This is a genomic window from Myxococcus stipitatus DSM 14675, from assembly GCF_000331735.1.
Lineage (GTDB): Bacteria > Myxococcota > Myxococcia > Myxococcales > Myxococcaceae > Myxococcus > Myxococcus stipitatus.
This window is the reverse complement of the sequence record NC_020126.1, coordinates 833,831-851,741: the sequence shown is the minus strand read 5'-3', so window position 1 is coordinate 851,741 and position 17,911 is coordinate 833,831. Positions and strand designations below refer to the sequence as shown.

At 70.2% G+C, this 17,911-nt stretch carries 11 protein-coding genes; 8 read left to right on the top strand and 3 right to left on the bottom strand.

What is annotated here, in order from left to right; all coding sequences use genetic code 11:
* Positions 1 to 207 precede the first annotated feature (207 nt).
* The 7 genes from MYSTI_RS03420 (at position 208) to MYSTI_RS03390 (ending at position 10,705) form a co-directional block, all read left to right on the top strand.
* On the top strand, positions 208 to 1,854 hold the full coding sequence (locus tag MYSTI_RS03420; protein ID WP_015346301.1) for a SulP family inorganic anion transporter: 1,647 nt from the start codon (positions 208 to 210) through the stop codon (positions 1,852 to 1,854).
* Positions 1,851 to 5,228, top strand: coding sequence for a DUF2309 domain-containing protein (locus tag MYSTI_RS03415; protein WP_015346300.1), 3,378 nt, complete (start codon positions 1,851 to 1,853; stop codon positions 5,226 to 5,228). The genes MYSTI_RS03420 and MYSTI_RS03415 overlap by 4 nt, the downstream gene beginning before the upstream one ends.
* Positions 5,215 to 6,588 carry a proton-conducting transporter transmembrane domain-containing protein gene (locus MYSTI_RS03410; protein WP_015346299.1) on the top strand — a complete coding sequence of 458 codons (1,374 nt, stop codon included), beginning with the start codon at positions 5,215 to 5,217 and terminating at the stop codon, positions 6,586 to 6,588. The genes MYSTI_RS03415 and MYSTI_RS03410 overlap by 14 nt, the downstream gene beginning before the upstream one ends.
* Positions 6,585 to 8,054 carry a proton-conducting transporter transmembrane domain-containing protein gene (locus tag MYSTI_RS03405; protein WP_015346298.1) on the top strand — a complete coding sequence of 490 codons (1,470 nt, stop codon included), beginning with the start codon at positions 6,585 to 6,587 and terminating at the stop codon, positions 8,052 to 8,054. The genes MYSTI_RS03410 and MYSTI_RS03405 overlap by 4 nt, the downstream gene beginning before the upstream one ends.
* Positions 7,978 to 8,673: an HlyD family secretion protein gene (locus MYSTI_RS03400; protein ID WP_044278581.1), complete on the top strand. Its 696-nt coding sequence runs from the start codon at positions 7,978 to 7,980 to the stop codon at positions 8,671 to 8,673. Before MYSTI_RS03405 ends, MYSTI_RS03400 begins: the two co-directional genes overlap by 77 nt.
* Positions 8,674 to 8,778: 105 nt before the next feature.
* Positions 8,779 to 10,122 carry a short-chain fatty acid transporter gene (locus MYSTI_RS03395; protein ID WP_015346296.1) on the top strand — a complete coding sequence of 448 codons (1,344 nt, stop codon included), beginning with the start codon at positions 8,779 to 8,781 and terminating at the stop codon, positions 10,120 to 10,122.
* 73 nt (positions 10,123 to 10,195) lie between these two features.
* Positions 10,196 to 10,705, top strand: coding sequence for a hypothetical protein (locus tag MYSTI_RS03390; protein WP_015346295.1), 510 nt, complete (start codon positions 10,196 to 10,198; stop codon positions 10,703 to 10,705).
* 84 nt (positions 10,706 to 10,789) lie between these two features.
* Here MYSTI_RS03390 and MYSTI_RS03385 read toward each other — a convergent pair whose 3' ends face one another.
* Positions 10,790 to 12,595, bottom strand: a complete 1,806-nt coding sequence (locus MYSTI_RS03385; protein WP_044278579.1) for a hypothetical protein — start codon at positions 12,593 to 12,595, stop codon at positions 10,790 to 10,792.
* 41 nt (positions 12,596 to 12,636) lie between these two features.
* Positions 12,637 to 15,303 carry a hypothetical protein gene (locus MYSTI_RS03380; protein WP_144369973.1) on the bottom strand — a complete coding sequence of 889 codons (2,667 nt, stop codon included), beginning with the start codon at positions 15,301 to 15,303 and terminating at the stop codon, positions 12,637 to 12,639.
* 423 nt (positions 15,304 to 15,726) lie between these two features.
* On the opposite strand from MYSTI_RS03380, the gene MYSTI_RS03375 reads away from it, so the two are divergent.
* Complete coding sequence (locus tag MYSTI_RS03375) at positions 15,727 to 16,608, top strand: hypothetical protein (RefSeq protein WP_015346292.1); 882 nt, start codon at positions 15,727 to 15,729, stop codon at positions 16,606 to 16,608.
* A 155-nt stretch (positions 16,609 to 16,763) separates the two neighbouring features.
* Here MYSTI_RS03375 and MYSTI_RS03370 read toward each other — a convergent pair whose 3' ends face one another.
* Positions 16,764 to 17,804 (bottom strand): Vgb family protein, encoded by a 1,041-nt coding sequence (locus tag MYSTI_RS03370; RefSeq protein ID WP_015346291.1) that lies wholly within the window; start codon positions 17,802 to 17,804, stop codon positions 16,764 to 16,766.
* Positions 17,805 to 17,911: the final 107 nt, after the last annotated feature.

Here is a 17,911-nt window from a genome sequence, read left to right as displayed (position 1 = left end):
CCACCCGCGGCCCCATCCCCTGAGAAACCAAGACATCTCAGCGAGAAATGGCCAGCTCAACCGAGACACGTCCCGCATCAGCGGCAAAAATCCCAGACAAAGCAAGCACGGGAACCCGCGCGCGTTTCGTTCCATCCCTGGCCGTCGACGGGTGGGGTTCGCATCTGGCTGCGATGTCCACCCGAGCACACGGGAGGGCGCGCCCCCATGCAAGGCATTCAGTCCAATGTCAGTCATTCCCCTGAGTCCCTGGGGCACTCACCCTGGAGACAGGACCTGGTCTCGGGCTTCCTCGTCTTCTTGTTGGCGCTGCCGCTGTGTCTGGGTATCGCGATGGCCAGCGGCTTTCCGCCCGTCGCGGGCATCCTCACGGCGGTGGTGGGGGGGCTGCTGTCGTCCTGGCTGGGGAGCGCCGCGCTGACCATCAAGGGGCCCGCGGCGGGGCTCATCGTCATCGCGCTGGGAGCGGTGACGGAGCTGGGCGGAGGAGACGCGGTGCTCGGCTACCGGCGGGCGCTGGCGACCATCGTGGTGGCCGCGTGCTTCCAGGTGCTCTTCGCGGTGCTGCGCGCGGGGAGGCTGGGGGACTTGTTCCCCTCGGCGGTGGTGCACGGGATGCTGGCGGCCATCGGTGTCACCATCTGCGCCAAGCAGGCCCATGTGCTGCTCGGCGTGTCACCGGTGGCGAGGGAGCCGCTGGGGTTGTTGGCGGAGATTCCCTCCAGCGTGGGCCGGCTGAATCCAGAGATCGCGCTCATCGGGGCGCTGGGGCTCGTGCTGCTGTTCGGCCATGCGTCGCTCGCGAAGCGCGTGGCGTGGCTGAGGCGCGTGCCGGCGCCGCTGCTGGTGCTGGCGGTCGCGGTGCCGCTGGGGCTGGTGTTCGACCTGGAGCACTCGCACACCTTCACCTTCTCTCACACGCTCTTCACGGTGGGCCCCAGCCACCTGGTGAACCTGCCGGACAACCTGCTCACCGCCGTCACGTTCCCGGACTTCTCGCGGGTGCTGTCGCCCACGGGGCTCAAGTACGTCGCCATGTTCGCACTGGTGGGGAGCGTGGAGTCGCTGCTCACCGTGAAGGCGGTGGACCTGATGGACCCGCTGAAGCGGCGCTCGGACCTGGACCGGGATTTGCTCGCCACGGGCCTGGGCAACCTCGTCGCGGGCCTGCTGGGAGGACTGCCGATGATATCGGAGGTGGTCCGCAGCACGGCCAACCTGGGCTCCGGCGCCAGGAGCCGGTGGTCCAACTTCTTCCATGGCCTGTTCCTGTTGCTGTTCGTGGCCTTCGCGCCGGGGCTCATCCATCGGATTCCACTGGCCGCGCTCGCGGGCATGCTCATCTTCACCGGCGTCCGACTGGCGTCGCCCGGGGAGCTGGTGAAGGCGTACCGCGTGGGCGTGGAGCAGGTGCTCATCTTCTGCGTCACGATGTTCGTCACGCTGGCGACGGACCTGCTGGTGGGCGTGGCGTCGGGCATCGTCTTGAAGACAGGCATCCACCTGCTCAACGGGGCCTCGCCTCGGGAGCTGTTCCGGCCCGACATCCAGGAGCAGGTGGGTGCGGACGCGGTGGTGCTGCATGTGCGCGGCGCGGCGGTGTTCACCAACTTCCTGGCGCTCAAGCGGCAGCTCGCGCGTCATGCGGAGGCGCCGTGCATCGAGGTCGACCTGACGGAAGCACGGCTGGTGGACCACACGGTGATGCAGCGGCTGCATGAGCTGGAGGAGGAGCACTCGCGGCAGGGACGCCGGTTCCGGGTGCTGGGGCTGGAGCAACACCGAGGGCTGTCCGCCCACCCGCTGTCCGCGCGCAAGAAGGTGCAAGGCGGAGACCTGGGGCTCACGCCATGAGACAGGCCTCGTGTCTGGTGTCGTCGCCGGAGGACCGGAGCTCGCGCCTTCGTGCGGCGCTGGCTCGGGCCAGCCGGGTCCTTCCGGCGCAGGGGCCCATCGGCGTGTTCGTTCATCACAACACGCTGCATGCCTACGAGCACCTCCCCTTCCACGAGGCGGTGGCCACCGCGAGCGAGACGCTTGGCGCGGAGGGCTATCTCTCCGAGGCGCGGTTCCTGGAGCTGTATCGGCAGGGGCGCATCACGGATGAGGACCTGCGCGCGGTGCTCGCGCAGCCGGGAGCGTGGAGTCCTCCTCCGCCTCCGGCGCTCCTGTTCGAGGAGGTTTCGGGTGTGGACCGGGCGGCGCTGGGTCCGGAGGCGCTGACGCTCCTCGCGTTGCTTCATCCTGTCGAGGAGGAGACCGAGGCGTCGTTGCGATGGAAGCGGGAGGAGCACTCCGCGGCCCGACGATTCCGCGCGGACCTCGCTCCGGCCTTGCATTGGAGCCTGGTGGAGCGCTCAGCGCGCGGGCTGCACGTCTGGATGGACCGCGTTGGCCGGGACTGGACGATGACGGAGCTCGCGTGCGCGCTGCTCACGCCCGACCTGGAGGCCACGGTCCGTGACGTCGCGATGCGGCTCCCGAGGCCACTGCCGCGAGATGTCTCGCTGCGGCTCTTGGGAGTCCCGGCCACGCGAGCAGAGGTGTATGCGGCGCGTGTCGCCGCGCAGCTCGAAGGGGTGGATTCGCCGACCGTGGAGGGGTGGCTCAGCGCGGAGGTGACGTGTGTCCGGGCGGCGCTCTCCGCCGCGTTCGGAGGGAATGGGAGCCTGGACTCGCTGCGGAAGCGACTGGAGCGAGCACCCGAGCCCTTCGCGGTGAGCGCGCTCTGGTCCCTGTGCCGCACTCCGCCGCTGAAGGCGGAGACCCGTCCGAGCGCCGCCGTGACTCAGGTCCTCAGCCACCGGGAACTGCTGTGCCGGGCCACGGGGGAGGATGTGAATGACCTGCTCCACCCGCACCTCATCCGGGCCTGCGCGGCCTTCCTGGACGAGGGCCACGCCCACTGGCCGATGCCCGAGCGCGAGCGAGGCTTCCACGCGGCCTGGGTCGCCCTCATGCGCGAGGGGCTCGGCGCCAGGCCGGACTGGATGGAGGGCCTGGACTCGGAGCTTTCACCCTCCCGCTCGGCGGATGACACCGTGCTGGAGACACTCGATGCGCTGGGGGTCCCCGAAGCGGAGTGGGAGCCCTATCTCGCGCGTGTGTTGCTCGCGCTCCGGGGCTGGGCCGGGATGATGCATCGCCTGGAGCAACATCCGGCGGACCGCGCCTCCAACGCGCCCCCCGCGCGACTGATGGACTTCGTCGCCGTTCGCCTCACGCTGGAGCGATTCGCGCTCCTCGCCGTGGCGAGAAGAAGGCTCGGCGACTCCGGGACACTGTCCCATCTGTCCGAGGCGACAAGACGCGCCCTCGCCTCCGCACCCCGCCCGGAGCGGCCCCGGGGCTGGGAGGGCTGGCGCTTCTTCCAGTGGGCCCAACTCCTGGGTCTCTCCGCGATGGACGTGATGACGATTCCAACAAGAGAGCGCCAGGCGCTGCTCTCCTGGCTGGAGGACTTCGACACCCGCGCGAGACAGCGCGTGTGGCAGGAGGCCTACGAGCACCACTACCGGATGGAGCTCTCCCGTGGCCTCGAGTGCAACCGGCTGCGTCCGAGCCACGAGCGCACCGTGACGAAGCCACGCTTCCAGGTGCTGTTCTGCATGGACGACCGCGAGGAGTCCTTCCGCCGCCACTTCGAGGAGCTGGACGCGAAGCACGAGACACTCGGCATCGCGGGCTTCTTCGGAGTGGCCTTCGACTACCAAGGCCTCGACGACGCGAACGCCGTCGCGCTGTGCCCGGTGGTCGTCACGCCCGCACACGCCGTCGAGGAGCGGGCCTGTCCGGAGCACGAGCCCCTCGCGAAGACGCGTGCCCACCGTCGGACGCGGTGGGCTCGCCTGGAGCACGTGCTGCGCCAAGGCACCCACGCGCTGGAGCTGTCCTGGTTGCTCGCGCCACTGCTCGGCCTCCTCTCCGCGCCGTGGCTGCTCCTCCGACTCCTCTTCCCCCGCGCGGTGAGCCAGTGGCGCAGAGGACTCACCACGAAGCTCCTGCCCCGCCCGCGCACCCGGCTCACCAGCCACCGGGACACGCCTCTCCTTCCCCGCGCGGGAAAGCCACGCGGCTTCACGCTCGATGAGCAAGCGGCCCGCGTCGCGGCGTCGCTGGAGAGCATGGGGCTGACGAAGTCCTTCGCCCCCCTCGTCGTGTTGCTCGGCCACGGAGCGGTGAGCGTCAACAATCCCCACCAGGCCGCCTACGACTGCGGCGCCTGCGGCGGGAGGCACGGCGGACCGAACGCGCGCCTCTTCGCGGAGCTCGCGAACCGTCCCGAGGTCCGCGCGAAGCTCCAAGAGCGAGGACTCCTCATCCCCGCCTCCACGTGGTTCATCGGTGGACTGCACAACACCACCACGGACGAGGTGACCCTCCACGACGCCGACTGCCTCCCGCCCTCCCACCACGGAGAGCTGGCGGCCCTGCGCGAAGCCTTGGACCGCGCGCGAGCCCTGTCCGCACAGGAGCGCTGCCGCCGCTTCGAGTCCGCACGACCCGGACTGTCTCCCGCGATGGCGCTCCGTCATGTCGAGGAGCGCGCGGAGGACCTGGGCCAGCCCCGCCCCGAGCTGGGCCACGTCACCAACGCGGCCTGCATCATCGGACGCCGCGCGCTGACGCGAGGGCTGTTCATGGACCGGAGGGTGTTCCTCATCTCCTACGACCCCTCGCAAGACGCGAGCGGCGTGCTCGTCGAGCGCATCCTCCTGGCGGCCGGGCCCGTCGGCGCGGGCATCAGCCTGGAGTACTACTTCTCCTGCGTCGACAACGCGCGCCACGGCTGCGGCTCCAAGCTGCCTCACAACGTGACGGGGTTGCTCGGGGTCATGGACGGCGCCTCGAGCGACCTGCGCACGGGGTTGCCTCGGCAGATGATTGAGATTCACGAGCCCATGCGGCTGCTCCTGTACGTGGAGGCCAGCACCCAGGTGCTCTCGGCCATCCTGGAGCGACAGCCTCCACTTCGAGACCTCATCGGCAACGAGTGGATGCGATTGGCCAGCATCGACCCGGTGACAGGAGAGCAGCAGCTCTTCACGGCCCAGGGGTTCCAGCCGCTCGAGCCATCGATGCTCTCGCTGCCGCACGTCGCGTCGTCGCCCGATTGGTGCCGAGGACATCACGACTTCCTCCCGCCCGCCCTCATCCGGGCGCCTTCGGGTTGGCCGCGTCCCCTCACGCAGGTTCCTCCAGGAGGCGCACGCCATGACACCTGCTGAGCTGCCCGAAGGTTGGTTCGCGGCGGCGGTCCCCCTGTGCCCCCTGGTGGCGTTCGCCGGCTTGGGCGCCGTGATGCTCCTGCACCGGACTCCGAGCGAGCGCTGGGTGGCGAGATGGGTCCTCGGCTCCTTGTGGCTCGCGCTCGGCTGCGCGGCGGTGACCGCGGTGCGCTACGTGTCGCGGTCCTGGACGGTGCTGGAGGTCAATCCAGGGCCGCTGCTCGCGCACGGCCTCGCGAGCCTCGAGCCCTCGCTGCGCATCGACGGGCTGTCGGTGACGATGATGCTGCTGACGAGCACCCTCACCCTGCTCCTGGGGCGGTTCTCCGTCACCTACCTGCATCGCGAGCCGGGCTTCGCGCGCTTCTTCCTGCTGCTCGCGTTGTTCGCGTCGGGCATGTCGTGGGTGGTGGAGAGTGGAAGCCTGGCCATCCTCTTCGTGGGCTGGGAGTGGGTGGGCCTCGCTTCGGTGCTGCTCATCGGCTTCTTCCAGGAGCGCGCCTCACCCGTCGACGCGGGGCTCGTGGCCCTGGGCACCTATCGCTTCTGCGACCTGGGGCTCGTGGTGGCCGTGGCCCTGCTGCACCACCTCCTGGGCACGACCCAGTGGAGCAGCCTCTTCGGAGCTCGCGCCGCGCTGTTCCTGGGCCCGGGCCCCGCCACCGTGCTGAGCCTGTGTCTTCTGCTCGCGGCGATGGGCAAGTCGGCGCAGCTCCCGTTCAGTCCGTGGCTGCCGCGCGCCATGGAAGGCCCCACACCGTCCAGCGCGCTGTTCTACGGAGCGCTCTCCGTGCACGCGGGCCCCTACCTCCTGCTGCGCGCCGCGCCTCTCCTGGCGCAGGCTCCGCTCGCGCGAGGTGCCCTGGTGGTGGTGGGCCTGCTCACAGCCCTCCATGCCACGCTGGTGTGGCGCGTCCAGACCGACGCGAAGGGGGCCCTGGCCTACGGCGTGCTGACGCATCTGGGCTTGATGTTCGCGGAGGTGGGGCTGGGGCTCCACACGCTGGCGCTGGTCCACCTCGTGGCCCACGTGTGCCTGCGCAGCCTCCAGCTCCTGCGCGCCCCCTCCGCGCTGCGCGATGCCCAGGCCCGACGCTCGGCCCTGCGCGGTGCGCCCGCTCCCGCCATCGCCCGCGCGCACGGGCACCTTCCCTCGCGTCTGTATCGTCTCGCGCTGGAGCGCTTCGCGCTGGACGTGTTGCTCCAGCGCGGAGGCACGCATCCGCTGTCGCGACTGGGCCGATGGCTCGACGCGCTGGAGCGACGGTGGGCCACCACGGTGGAGGGAGTCACGCCGAGCCCCACACTCCCACATCCCGCCGAGCCCGCCCCCAGCAATCCCTCCACGGGTGCCGCATGAACACCGCGCTCGCGCCGCCCCTGCTCCCCGCGCTGGGAGCCCTGCTGCTCCTCGCGCCTCATCGCGGCCCCTCCTGGCCGAGGCACACCGCCGCCCTCACCACGGCCCTCACCTTCTGTCTCTCACTCACGCTGTCCACGCGGCTGGAGTCGCCCTTCATCTCCCTCCTCGCGCTCGGCACCGTGCTGGCGGCACCGCGTCGAACGCTGAGCCGAGGCGCGCTCGCCACGCTGCTGCTCACCCAGAGCGCGGCGCTGGGCTTCTTCCAAGCGAACACCTTCGTCGTGGCGCTGCTCCTCTTCATCGCCATGACGGCGCTCCCGGACCTCCATCTCTCGCACGAGTCCGGTGGCTCGCGGCCCCGAGACGTCGTACGCGTGTACCTGCTCATCGGCACCGCGCCCCTGTGCGTCGCGACGCTCCTCTTGGGATGGCTCGGCTGGAGCCCCGCACTCGGTGCCCTGCTGCTCGTGGGGCTCTGCACTCGACTGGCAGCCGTCCCCCTCCACGGCTGGCTTCCCTCATGGATGACTCGAAGCCCCTGGGGCGCGGGTCCGCTCTGGATGAGCCTGGCCGCGAGCCTCCACCTCCTGAATCACTGGCTCCTGCCACGCCTGCCTCCCGAGTGGACCACGGACACCGTCGTCCCCGTGCTCGCGACCCTGGGCGCGGTCACCGCGCTCTACGGCGCACTCCTCGCCTTCATCCAGAAGGACCTGCGGCGCATGCTGGCCTTCGCGGTGCTGAGCCAGACCGGGCTGATGCTCACCGGCGCGGCCTCGACGAACCCGGAGGGCCCCCACGGCGCCTGGCTCCACTGTCTCGCCGCGGGCCTCGCCTTCACGGGCCTGGACCTCCTGGTGCGCGCCGTCGAGGCACGCACCGGCACCACGGACCTGGAGCAGCTCGGCGGACTCGCGGAGCGCGCACCCCGAATGGCCACGCTCTTCCTGCTGCTCTGCCTCGCGGCCATGGGACTCCCAGGCACGCTGGGCTTCGTCAGCGAGGACCTGCTGCTGCGCGCCACGCTGGGCGCCCACCCCTGGCACCTCCTGCTGCTCCCACCCGCCCTCGCGCTCAATGCCTTCACGCTGCTGCGCGCCTGTCACCGCGCCTTCCTCGGCCCCGCGCGCCTCACGCCACTCCAAGACCTGTTGCCCCGCGAACGCTGGGTGACGACCGCGTGGGTGCTGACGGTCATCGCGGGCGGGCTGGCGCCACCGGCACTCCACCGCTCCCTCGCGCCGCCCGAGACCGACCTGCCGAGCACATCACACTCGAGAGCGCTCGACCTCACGCCCGTCTCGTACGCGAGGGAGGGCCCGTCTGGCATTCCGCCCCGGCGTGCCTACCGTGAACCCGAATCCACACGAATTCGGAGGAAACGACATGTTCCAGGCGCGCGGACGGAAGGTGTTGGGCGGTGTGCTCACGGCGACGTTGCTGCTCGGGCTGGGCGGCTGTAGCTCGAGCCGCTCCAGCACGAAGATCGACGAATCATGGATGGCCCGCGTCCCCCCCAGCGACATGGAGGACGTGCGACAGGCCCAGCTCGTCGTGAACACCGCGGAGGAGAACCTCACCCGCGCGAAGGTGGCGCTCCAGGACAGCAAGGAGGACCTCAAGGTCGCCAAGGAGCGCGAGAAGATCACCAACCAGCAGCAGAAGGTCGCGCAGAAGGCGCTGGAGCTCGGCAACACGACGGACCGGAGCCAGGACATCACCCGGGCGCAGAACGAGCTCCAGCAGGCCGAGGAGAACATGACCGCGGCCCGCGCGGAGACGGAGTGGAAGGAGAAGGCCGTCACCACCTGTGAGTCCACGGTGAAGATGCGCGAGCGCGAGGTCGACGTCGCGAAGGCCCAGCTCAACCAGGCCCGCTACCGCACCCTCGAGCGCAACGGCGACGCGCGCGCGGAGAAGCTCGACAGCGGCAAGGTCAACGACCAGGTGGCGAAGGCGCGCGCGGAGGCGGCCAAGGAGCAGGACCGGGTGAACATGAACGTCAAGCTGGAGCGCCAGGCGGAGGCCCGGTGGAAGGAGGCCAGCTCCAAGGCCCGCTCCTACGGCGGCAGCGGCCGGTAGCCCTCCCGCGCGCGACAGGAGTGGGCACCACGCATGGGGATGCCGTAGAACGCGGCAGCCCCGCTCCCTTCCGGATGCGGGCACAGCACCGGGAGCCGCCGCCGCGTGGAGACCCTCGTCCGCATCGCTGAAGCCCTAGGCCGCTTCTCCGCGCGCTTCGTCCCCAGCGCGTTCTCCATCGCCGTGCTGCTGAGCCTGCTCACCATGGGGCTCGCCATGGGCTGGGCGGACGCACCCGCCACGAAGGTGCTGGACTCCTGGGGCGGCGGCTTCTGGGAGCTGCTCACCTTCTCCATGCAGATGGCGCTGGTGATGTTCACCGGCTACCTGCTGGCCCTCACCGCGCCCATGCGCGCGCTCCTGGAGAAGACCGCCGGACTGGCGCGCACGCCCCGAGGCGCCGTCGCGCTGATGGCCTTCGTCTCCATGGCCCTGGCCTACGTCAACTGGGGCCTGTCCCTGGTCGCCAGCGCCATGCTGGTGCGCTTCGTCGCGCGGCGCCGCCCCGACGTGGACTACCGCCTGCTCGTCGCCTGCGCGTACTTCGGCCTGGGCGCCACGTGGCACGCGGGGCTCTCCGCGTCCGCGCCGCTGCTCGTCGCCACGCCCGGCCACTTCCTCGAGAAGAGCATGGGCCTCATCCCCATCGACCGGACGCTCTTCTCGCCCTTCAACGTGCTGCTCACCGTGTCCGTCGTCGCGGGCCTCACGCTGCTCGCGTGGGCGCTGCACCCCAAGCCGGAGAACGTGGTGCGCGTGGACCCGGCGGTGCTGCGGAAGCTGGGGGACTTCGTCCCGCCGGAGCGGCCGGCGGAGAAGAGCATCGCGACGTGGCTGGACCACGCGCGGCTGCTCAACGTCCTCTTCGGCGTGCTGGGCCTCTTGTGGCTGGGCCGCTACCTGTGGCTGAACGGCGGCTGGCGCGCGCTCAACCTCAACGTGGTGAACTTCACGTTCCTGGTGCTCGCGGTGCTGCTGCACGGCACGCCCGCGCGGCTCATCAAGGCGGCGGAGGAGGCCGGCACCGTGCTGCACGGCATCGTCCTCCAGTTCCCCCTCTATGCGGGCATCTACGGCATCTTCAAGGCCACGGGCCTGACGGACCGCATCGGCCACCTGTTCGTGTCGCTGTCCACCCCGAGCACGTTCCCCGCCATCGTCTATCTGTACAGCGGCGTGGTGAACTACTTCGTCCCCTCCGGAGGCTCCAAGTGGGCCATCGAGGCGCCCTACCTCCTCGACGCCGCCAGCCGCCTGGGCGTCGCGCCCGAGAAGGTGGTGCTCGCGTATGCGTGGGGCGACATGGCCACCGACCTCATCCAGCCCTTCTGGGCCCTGCCGCTGCTGGCCGTGGCGCGGCTCGAGTTCAAGGACATCCTCGGCTTCCTCCTGGTGGCCTTCCTCGTGTACCTGCCGCTGGTGACCCTGGCGTTCTTCCTGCTCGGCTGACGCTGGGCGAGCCTCACGCGTTTCGTGCTACATCAACACCCGCTGTACTCACCAAACGAGGGGACCCCGAAACATGAAGAAGCTTCTCACGCGGAGCATGGTGTGCGCGGTGTTGGGGATGTCGTCGCTGGCCTTGGCGCAGGACGCCGCCGCGGAGGCTCCGGCCAAGGAGCCCGTGAAGGCACCCACCGCTGACGCCGTGCGGGAGACCTGGAACTACTTCTACAAGGGTCAGACCCAGGGTCCCGTGCTGGTGGAAGCGAAGCTCTGTACCGAGGTCGCCAAGGAAGGCGCCAACAAGTACGAGTGCACCGTCGAGGTCGGCGCCGAGGGCGTGAAGGCCAACACCCAGGTGATGCTGTGGCAGGCGTACCTGGTGCCCCAGGGTGACTCCTACGAGGACATCATGGTGCAGACCAAGCAGGGCAACGTGGTGCGTGAGACGAAGGACGTGAAGCTCAAGGGCGACGGCTGGCGCGCGCGGCAGTGGACCGGCGTGCGGCTGAACAAGCCGGGCAACTGGACCGTCACGGTGATGCGCGGCGACCAGGTCCTCAAGGAGCTCCAGGTCAAGGTGAACTGAAGTCCTCCGCTCCAGGGACACACGACGCCCGCTGGCGGCCGGACGAGGCCGCGGGCGGGCGTTGGTGTTTTCAGCGACGGCACCTCACGGCGGCGAAGGCAGCGGGCTGAAGGTGGCGTCATTGGGCGCGGAGGCGCCCCACGCATTCAGCCGCGTGTTGAGCGTGCGGTACGTGAGCGAGCCGTCCCACTCCCCCATGAGGATGAGGAAGGAGGGCGTGCCGAGCACACGCCCCCGGATGGTGCGCTCCACGGGTGAGTCCCCCGTCGTCTTCACGCCCAGCCACGTGTACGCGGGCGTGGAGGTGGAGACGGGCGGAGCGAAGGCCACGCCGGTGACGGGCTGCGAGGCCAGCGTGTACGAGAGCCCGGTGAGCAGCGGCGTGAAGGTGTCCCGGCTGGAGCCATCCGCCTGGAACGCGTACGCGCCGAAGTCGAGCGGCGTCGGCGCGCTGGCCGAGCAGGGAATGATGCGCAGGAAGGGAGCCTGCGGCGCGTCCGGCGCGAACTCGTCCTTCACCACCGTGAGCGTCGGCGACGCGCCCTGACGTCCGCACAGCACGCCCAGGTAGCGGCGCCCCGCCTCCAGCGGGCCCACGTCCGCGGACTCGAGCACGCCTTGCGCGGGCTGGCCACTCACGGTGACACGCACCGAGAGCCCCGAGGCCGTCACCGGCAGGTCCGCCACCTTGGGCGCCGCGCCGTACGTCATGGCGGTGGCGACGTTGAGCGAGCCCTGGATGACCTGGAGCGAGGGCGTCGTCCCGCCCGGCGTCGCGGGCAGCAAGCCGTTGAAGAAGTAGACGAGCGGCCCGCGCTTCAAGCGGACCGTCTCATCCCGCTTCGCGGTGACGAGGAGCAATGCGGCGGCGCCCTCGTCGGGGAGGGTGCGCCGGTCCTCGCCGGTGTTGATGGCGTAGTACGCCTGTCCCGCGACGAGCGTCCCCTCCGGCAGGGAGTAGTAGAGCCAGCCGCTCTGCGCCGGCGTGAAGGCGGGCGTCGTGCCGACGATGGCCACGCGCGAGGTGTCCGCGGGGAGGGTGACGCCGTTCTCCACCGTGTCCACCGAGTACGCCTCCACGGTGTTGTTCTCGAAGGGCACGCCCGACTCGTTCGCGAAGCGCCGCCGCGCGGTCGCGGAGAGGACCCGGTCCGCGGACATGAAGCGCACGCGCACGGAGTCCGGCTCCGTCACGGGGGTGAAGGCGTGGTCCCTCAGCACCACCAGGCGCGGCTTGTCCGGGCGCTCCTGCCCCACCTGGAGCAGCGAGCCCGAGCCCACCACCGTCACCCAGTCCCCCGCCGCCAGCGAGGTGCCTTCCAGCGCGGCCAGCTCCGGCGCGGCCCCATCCCCCTCCGCGTCCCGCGCCGCCAGCCGCACCACCTGCGTGGGCCCCGTCAGCTCCACTTCCTGGAACGCCGTCACCGCCGCGTTGCCCGCCGCCACCGAGGCGAAGCGCTTCGTGCCCCCCACGTACAGGTCCACCTGGAAGGGCGTCCAGGGACGGTCCACCTGGTCGGAGGGATTGCCCTTCGTGCCGAGGAACACGTTGACGAAGCGCACGTGCGCGCGGTGACGCACGCTCGGCCCGGCGTCCCGGCCCGCGTCGGGCTCACCCGAGCCCCCGTCATCACCGGCGTCCGGCGTCACGGAGCCGCTGTCACGCCCCGCGTCGTCGCCTCCATCCTCGCCTCCATCGCGGCCGGAGTCCGGCACCCCATCGCCATCCCGACCTCCGTCCTCGGGCCTGGGTCCCCCATCCCGGCCCGCATCGAAGACTCCCGAGTCCCGCGGTGAACCCTCCCCGCCGTCATCGCCACACCCCACGGCGCCCGACGCCAGGAGTCCTCCCAACATCAACAGCCACACGCCCAGGACGTTGCTCTTCATGCTGGCTCTCCCGATGAAAGGATTCACACCCGCGCGGCGGCTCATGGGGCCCCTCGGCGCTCACACTCGGTCCGCAGGGGGTAGATGCCCTCGGCGCCTCGAGACAGCTCATCTCGCAGGTAGAAGTAGGCCATCATCCCCACGTTGAACTGCGCATGCTGGAGCCACTCCGACAGCGCGGGCTCCTGTCCGGCGCGGATGGCCTCCGTCAGCGGGTTGTCGAGCGTGCAGACCTCTTCCCACATGCGCACGGCGCCCACCGCGTTGCGGTTGCCACTGGGTGGCTCGGCGGACGCGGTGCCGAAGTTCCCGGTGCGGATGAGGTCACACGCGCCACGGCCCGCGCCCAGCATGTTCGCTCCCCACCGCGTCCAATCCGAGGTGCGCGGCGAGAAGTCGATGTCCACCTCCCCGTATTTGATCCACGCGCTCATGAACTCCGGGGTGAACTGGATGGGCGTCCCGCCCGACGCCATGTACGCGAGGTAGCGCGCGCCTCCGTGGGGGTTGAGGCTGTCGAAGAGCGCCAGGTGGGATGTGCCATTCGTGGCGCCGAACATGCCGCTGACGAGGTTGGCCACGCGGCCCCCGTTGAGGGCCACCAGCACCTTCGCCGCGCCCGTCTGTCCATCCCCCGTGCGGCCGTGGCAGTTGGCGCAGATGCCCTGGAAGGCGGTGGCGCCCGGGGTGGAGTGGTAGAGCTCGCCCCAGGGCGCGCGGGGGTTGCCCAGCGCGTTCACCATCCACGCGTCGCGCGAGTCATTCCACGGGTCATGTCCCGAGGGCGGACTGTTCTGCGTGGGGAAACGGCAGGCGCGCTTGGGCAGCCACCAGTTGGTGGGGAAGCGCTTGTGCGCGAGTTGCTCGTGCCGGTCGGTGATGGCGTAGCGGGTGAGGAACTCGAAGGGGCCGTGACCGATGGCCTCTCGCCACGCGGGATTGCGCGGCGTGTAGGGCACCTTGTCGGTGAAGTCCTCGGTCACCCACTGCACGTCCACCGGGTCCGAGCACGCGCCCGCCACGACCGTGTCCGCCTGACGCAGCCGCGCCTGCACGGCCGCGCGCTTCTGCTCCGGGTCCAAGGTCTTCTCGGCGGGCCACTCCAGCGTCGCCAGGTAGCGCGCCACGAGCAGCGACGCGCGGCAGTCCTTGCCCGGCACGTTGGTGGGCATGTGGATGACGCGGGCGTCCGTGTCGCGCGCCACGCGCTGATACAGGGTGCTGGAGGGCGAGCGCAGCAGCAGGTCCTGCTGGAAGTCCGCCACCGCGCAGTCCGCGTACACGCGCTGCCCGTTGCTCTCCTTGACGCCACACGGGTTCCAGCCGAACAGCGTGCCGCCCGCGGAGAAGTCCAGCGAGGCGATGGCGGGGTTGCTCACCACCGCGAACCCTCGCGGGTTGTGGCACTGGGCGCAGTTGCCCACGAAGTACCCTTGAAGCTCCAGCACCGCCTTGCGCGCCTCCTCCGACGACGGCAGCGCCTGGGCCGAGTGCTCCAGCCGAGGCAGCGCTGCCTCCAGCGCCTCCGGCGACGGGGACGCGGGCACCCCGGTGATGACGCCGTAGTGCACCAGCCGGTCCAGCTGGTTCAGCTCGTCCTCGCCCATGACGGTCTTCTCATCCACCCCCGCCTCCCCCGGGGCGCGGCGGTTGAGCTGCAACGGGGTGAAGCCCAGGACGAAGTTCTGGGCCTCCGCGCCGCTGTGACACTGGATGCACCGGTGGGCGCCGGGGACCGCGTAGTTCCGCGTGGCGCCGCCCAGCTCATAGGCCGTGTAGACGAGCACGCGGTCGGAGAAGGGCTCGTCGTTCCGGTAGCGCAGGTCGTGCAGCTCCGCGACGGTCTCATCCTCGTTCCACAAGTAGGTCCCGAAGAGGGACTGGTTCCACGGCTCCCGCACGACGATGAGGCGCGTCTCCACCTTGCGGTAGCGGCGCTGGCCTCTCTTGTCGGCGACGGCCTTGAAGAAGGTCTTGTAGAAGCGCGTGTTGGGAGGGATGTGGAACCTCCCGGTCTCCGCGTCGTAGCGGATGGACTGCCCCGCCGGCACGTGGACCCACCGCAGCTTCTTGGCGTTGTCCGAGAAGAGGGGATAGGTCGGCGCGAACGCGACGGTGCCGCGCTCCACCAGCTTCAGCGCGTCGAACGTCATGATGTCCGTGTCCGTCTCGGACAGCAGGCGCGGCAGCTTCGTGAGTCCGGCGAAGAAGGCGTCCTTGGGCGCATCCGAGCCCAGCGGGGCCTGCGGATAGACCTCCGGGACGCAGTGCCCCAGGTCGGTCATCCCCTCCCCCACCTCGCGCGCCACCGTCACGCCCCCTTCCGAGGACGCATCACACGACACGGGGAACGCCCCCTCCGGGGTGCCTCGCGCCAGCCACGCCCTCAGCGCGCACGACCACTCCACCGCCTCCTTGAGCTGCGGGGCCGAGGCCCTCGGCGGCATCTCGCCCTGCGCCGCCTTCAGGGCCATTCGCGCGCCGTCGCGCTTCAGCCCCTCCAGGTCGGCGGTGAACTGGAAGCCTCCTTGTGCGTGGGGCGCGAGGTGACAGGCGCCACACTGCTCCTCCGCGCGCGCCCGCAGGCCCTCGAAGCGCTCCGTCACCGTGGGGCGCGTCGCGGCCTGCCGCAGCGGAATCCGCTCGCCGGAGCGCGCGGGGCGGCACAGGCGCGAATGCTCGGGCACGTCCACGGGGATGCCCTTCACGTCGGGGGGCTCGGAGGAACAAGCCTGGAGGACCGCTGTGAATGCCAGACACAACACCCGCGCGCGGGTTGGGACAGACCCAATCCGTGTCATCCCCATGTGCATGTCCCTCCGCATCCCATGGATGCGCCTTGACCACCCCCGAGCCCCTCCCATCAGGTCCAGCCAGACAGGAGGAACCCGCCAGGATGGGCGCACCCTAGCCGCACGCACCGTCCGTCAATGACAAGTCCTTGCAACAAAACCAGACATGCCCCGCACCCACCCGGAGCGTGTCACGGAATGGAGCGCGTGCGACGCTTCCCGAGCGCGTGGGTTTCCCCGAGCGAAGACCCAGGATGAGGGCCGCCTCGGGGCGATGTCCGAGGATGTGGGCGACACCCGAGAACTGAAGTACACCTGGAGCTGAGCCAGGAGCCTCGGATGTCCCTCATCGACCAGTTCAACAACATCGGCACACGGCTGAACCTCCTCGAGAAGAAGCCCCTCTTCCTGAGCATCAACCACCGTCCCACCGCCGCCTGGTACAACCGCACCAGGCCCCTGGCCACGAACGCCCCGTTCATGGGCCTCACCAGGGCCGACATCACGGCGATGGTCGTCGCGGGAGAGGCCGCGGCACCCAACAACGCCGTCCTCCTACAGAACAACATCACCCTCTACCTGGACATCACGGCGGAGACCCAGGGCGCCTACGGCGGCGCACCGGTCAACGAACTGCACGCCTATCCAGACAATCCCGGAGGCGCGCTGGGCTGTCAGTACCTGAGCTGGGAGGACTCCTGCATCGTCTCGATGGAGCTCTCCAACGCCGGGCCGCCCCTGATGATGTCGGGGCCCTTCAACGGCTGTCATTTCTATGTGACACAGGACACCGGCACCCAGCAGGTCCGGGTTCATCACGTCAACGCCAACAAGATCGCCGAACCGCCCGACGTCGGCCACGGCCAGCCGGGCCTGTCCGAGGACTACATGGACAGCCTGCTCGCGGCGGCGCGGCGCGACACCGAGGCCATCACCCACCAGATGCGCAAGGCCGACTACCTGGCCAAGGTCTGGGACGACGCGAGGGGCGCGAAGGTCGAATCGACGGTGACGCGTGACTACCGCACGCGCAAGGAGGGACAGGGCCGCAAGGGCGTCGCGCTCCAGGAGACCATGTGCCTGGTCTTCGGCATCCGCACCGCCCCGAACACGTGGGACTTCTTCTTCCACGTCGCGGGAGTCGTCGACTACAAGCGCTCCGGCTTCCTCTCGAACCGCCAGGGCTATCTGAAGACAATCCTTGCCTGGGAGCGGATGTGAACAAGCGCGAGGACCCCACTCTCGAGCGTTGACGCTCGCAAGGGTCCTCGCGTCCAGGCCCGCCTCGGGACGGCCTGCGCGCACCTTCCCTCCCGCTCCCTTGCGGAGACCTGACGACGGACGGTGCGCGCCGGCACGGGCGCCTCAGGAGCGCCTTACGGAACGGGGAGCGCCCGAATCTTCCCGAGCTTGTGGGTGCCCCGCGCGGTGAACCACAGGTGCGCGTCCACGCACCAACGGCCCGGAGGCGCCACGACGATGCCGGAGGGCCTGCTGCCGGGCGTGGGCAGGGCGTACTCCGTGATGGCCCCCGCATAGGTGATGCGGCCAATGCGGTTGCCGGCGAGCTGGGTGAACCAGAGCTGGCCGTCCGGCCCCACCGCGAGGGCATTCGGCTGGCTGCCCTCCGTGGGTAAGGAGAACTGCGTCACCACGCCGTCGGACGTGATGCGGCTGATGCGGTTCCCCGCCTGCTCCGTGAACCAGACGTGGCCATCCAGGCCCGCGACGATGGCGGAGGGGCCTGCCTTGGCCACGGGCAGGTCGAACTCGCGGATGACCCCGTCGGGGGAGATGGAGCCCACCTTGTTGGCGGCCTGCTCGACGAACCAGAGGTGGCCGTCGAAGCCCTGGGTGATGGCGCGCGGCTGGGCGCCCGGCGTCGGCAGGAGGAACTCGGTGATGACGCCCTCCGGCGTGATGCGGCCGATGCGGTTGCCCACCAGCTCCGTGAACCAGACGTTGCCATCCAAGCCCGCGGTGATGCCGGCGGGGCTGGAGCCTCGCTGCGGCAGCGGGAACTCCGTCACCGTGCCGTTCGGAGCGATGCGCCCGACCTTGTTGGCGGCCAGCTCGGTGAACCAGAGGTGTCCGTCGAAGCTCGCCGCAATCTGCTGCACCCCGGCGGCGGGCGTGGGGAGGGAGAACTCGGTGACGACGCCGTCACGCGTGGCCCGTCCAATCTTGTTGGAGCCCGCCAGCGTGTACCAGAGCGCCAGGTCTGGCCCCAGCGTGATGCTGAGCGGCCCGGAGCCCGTGGGCAGGGCCAGCTCCTCGATGGAGCCGAGCGTGCCCTGGGAATCACGGCACACCCACGGCACGGCCTGCCCCTCCGAGGCCAGGACGGGCGCCCCCAGGAGCGAAGCGCAGACGGCGAGCAACGACGAGCGAGGCACGAAGCGTTTCTTCAGGTGCATGGCGAAGACGCCTTTCAATGAAGGGGAGCGGGAGCCGACGCGGGGTCGGAGGAGCGGACCCTCCTCCGGCCCGGTGCCGAACCCCACGAGGTGGCCCGGGCGAAGGT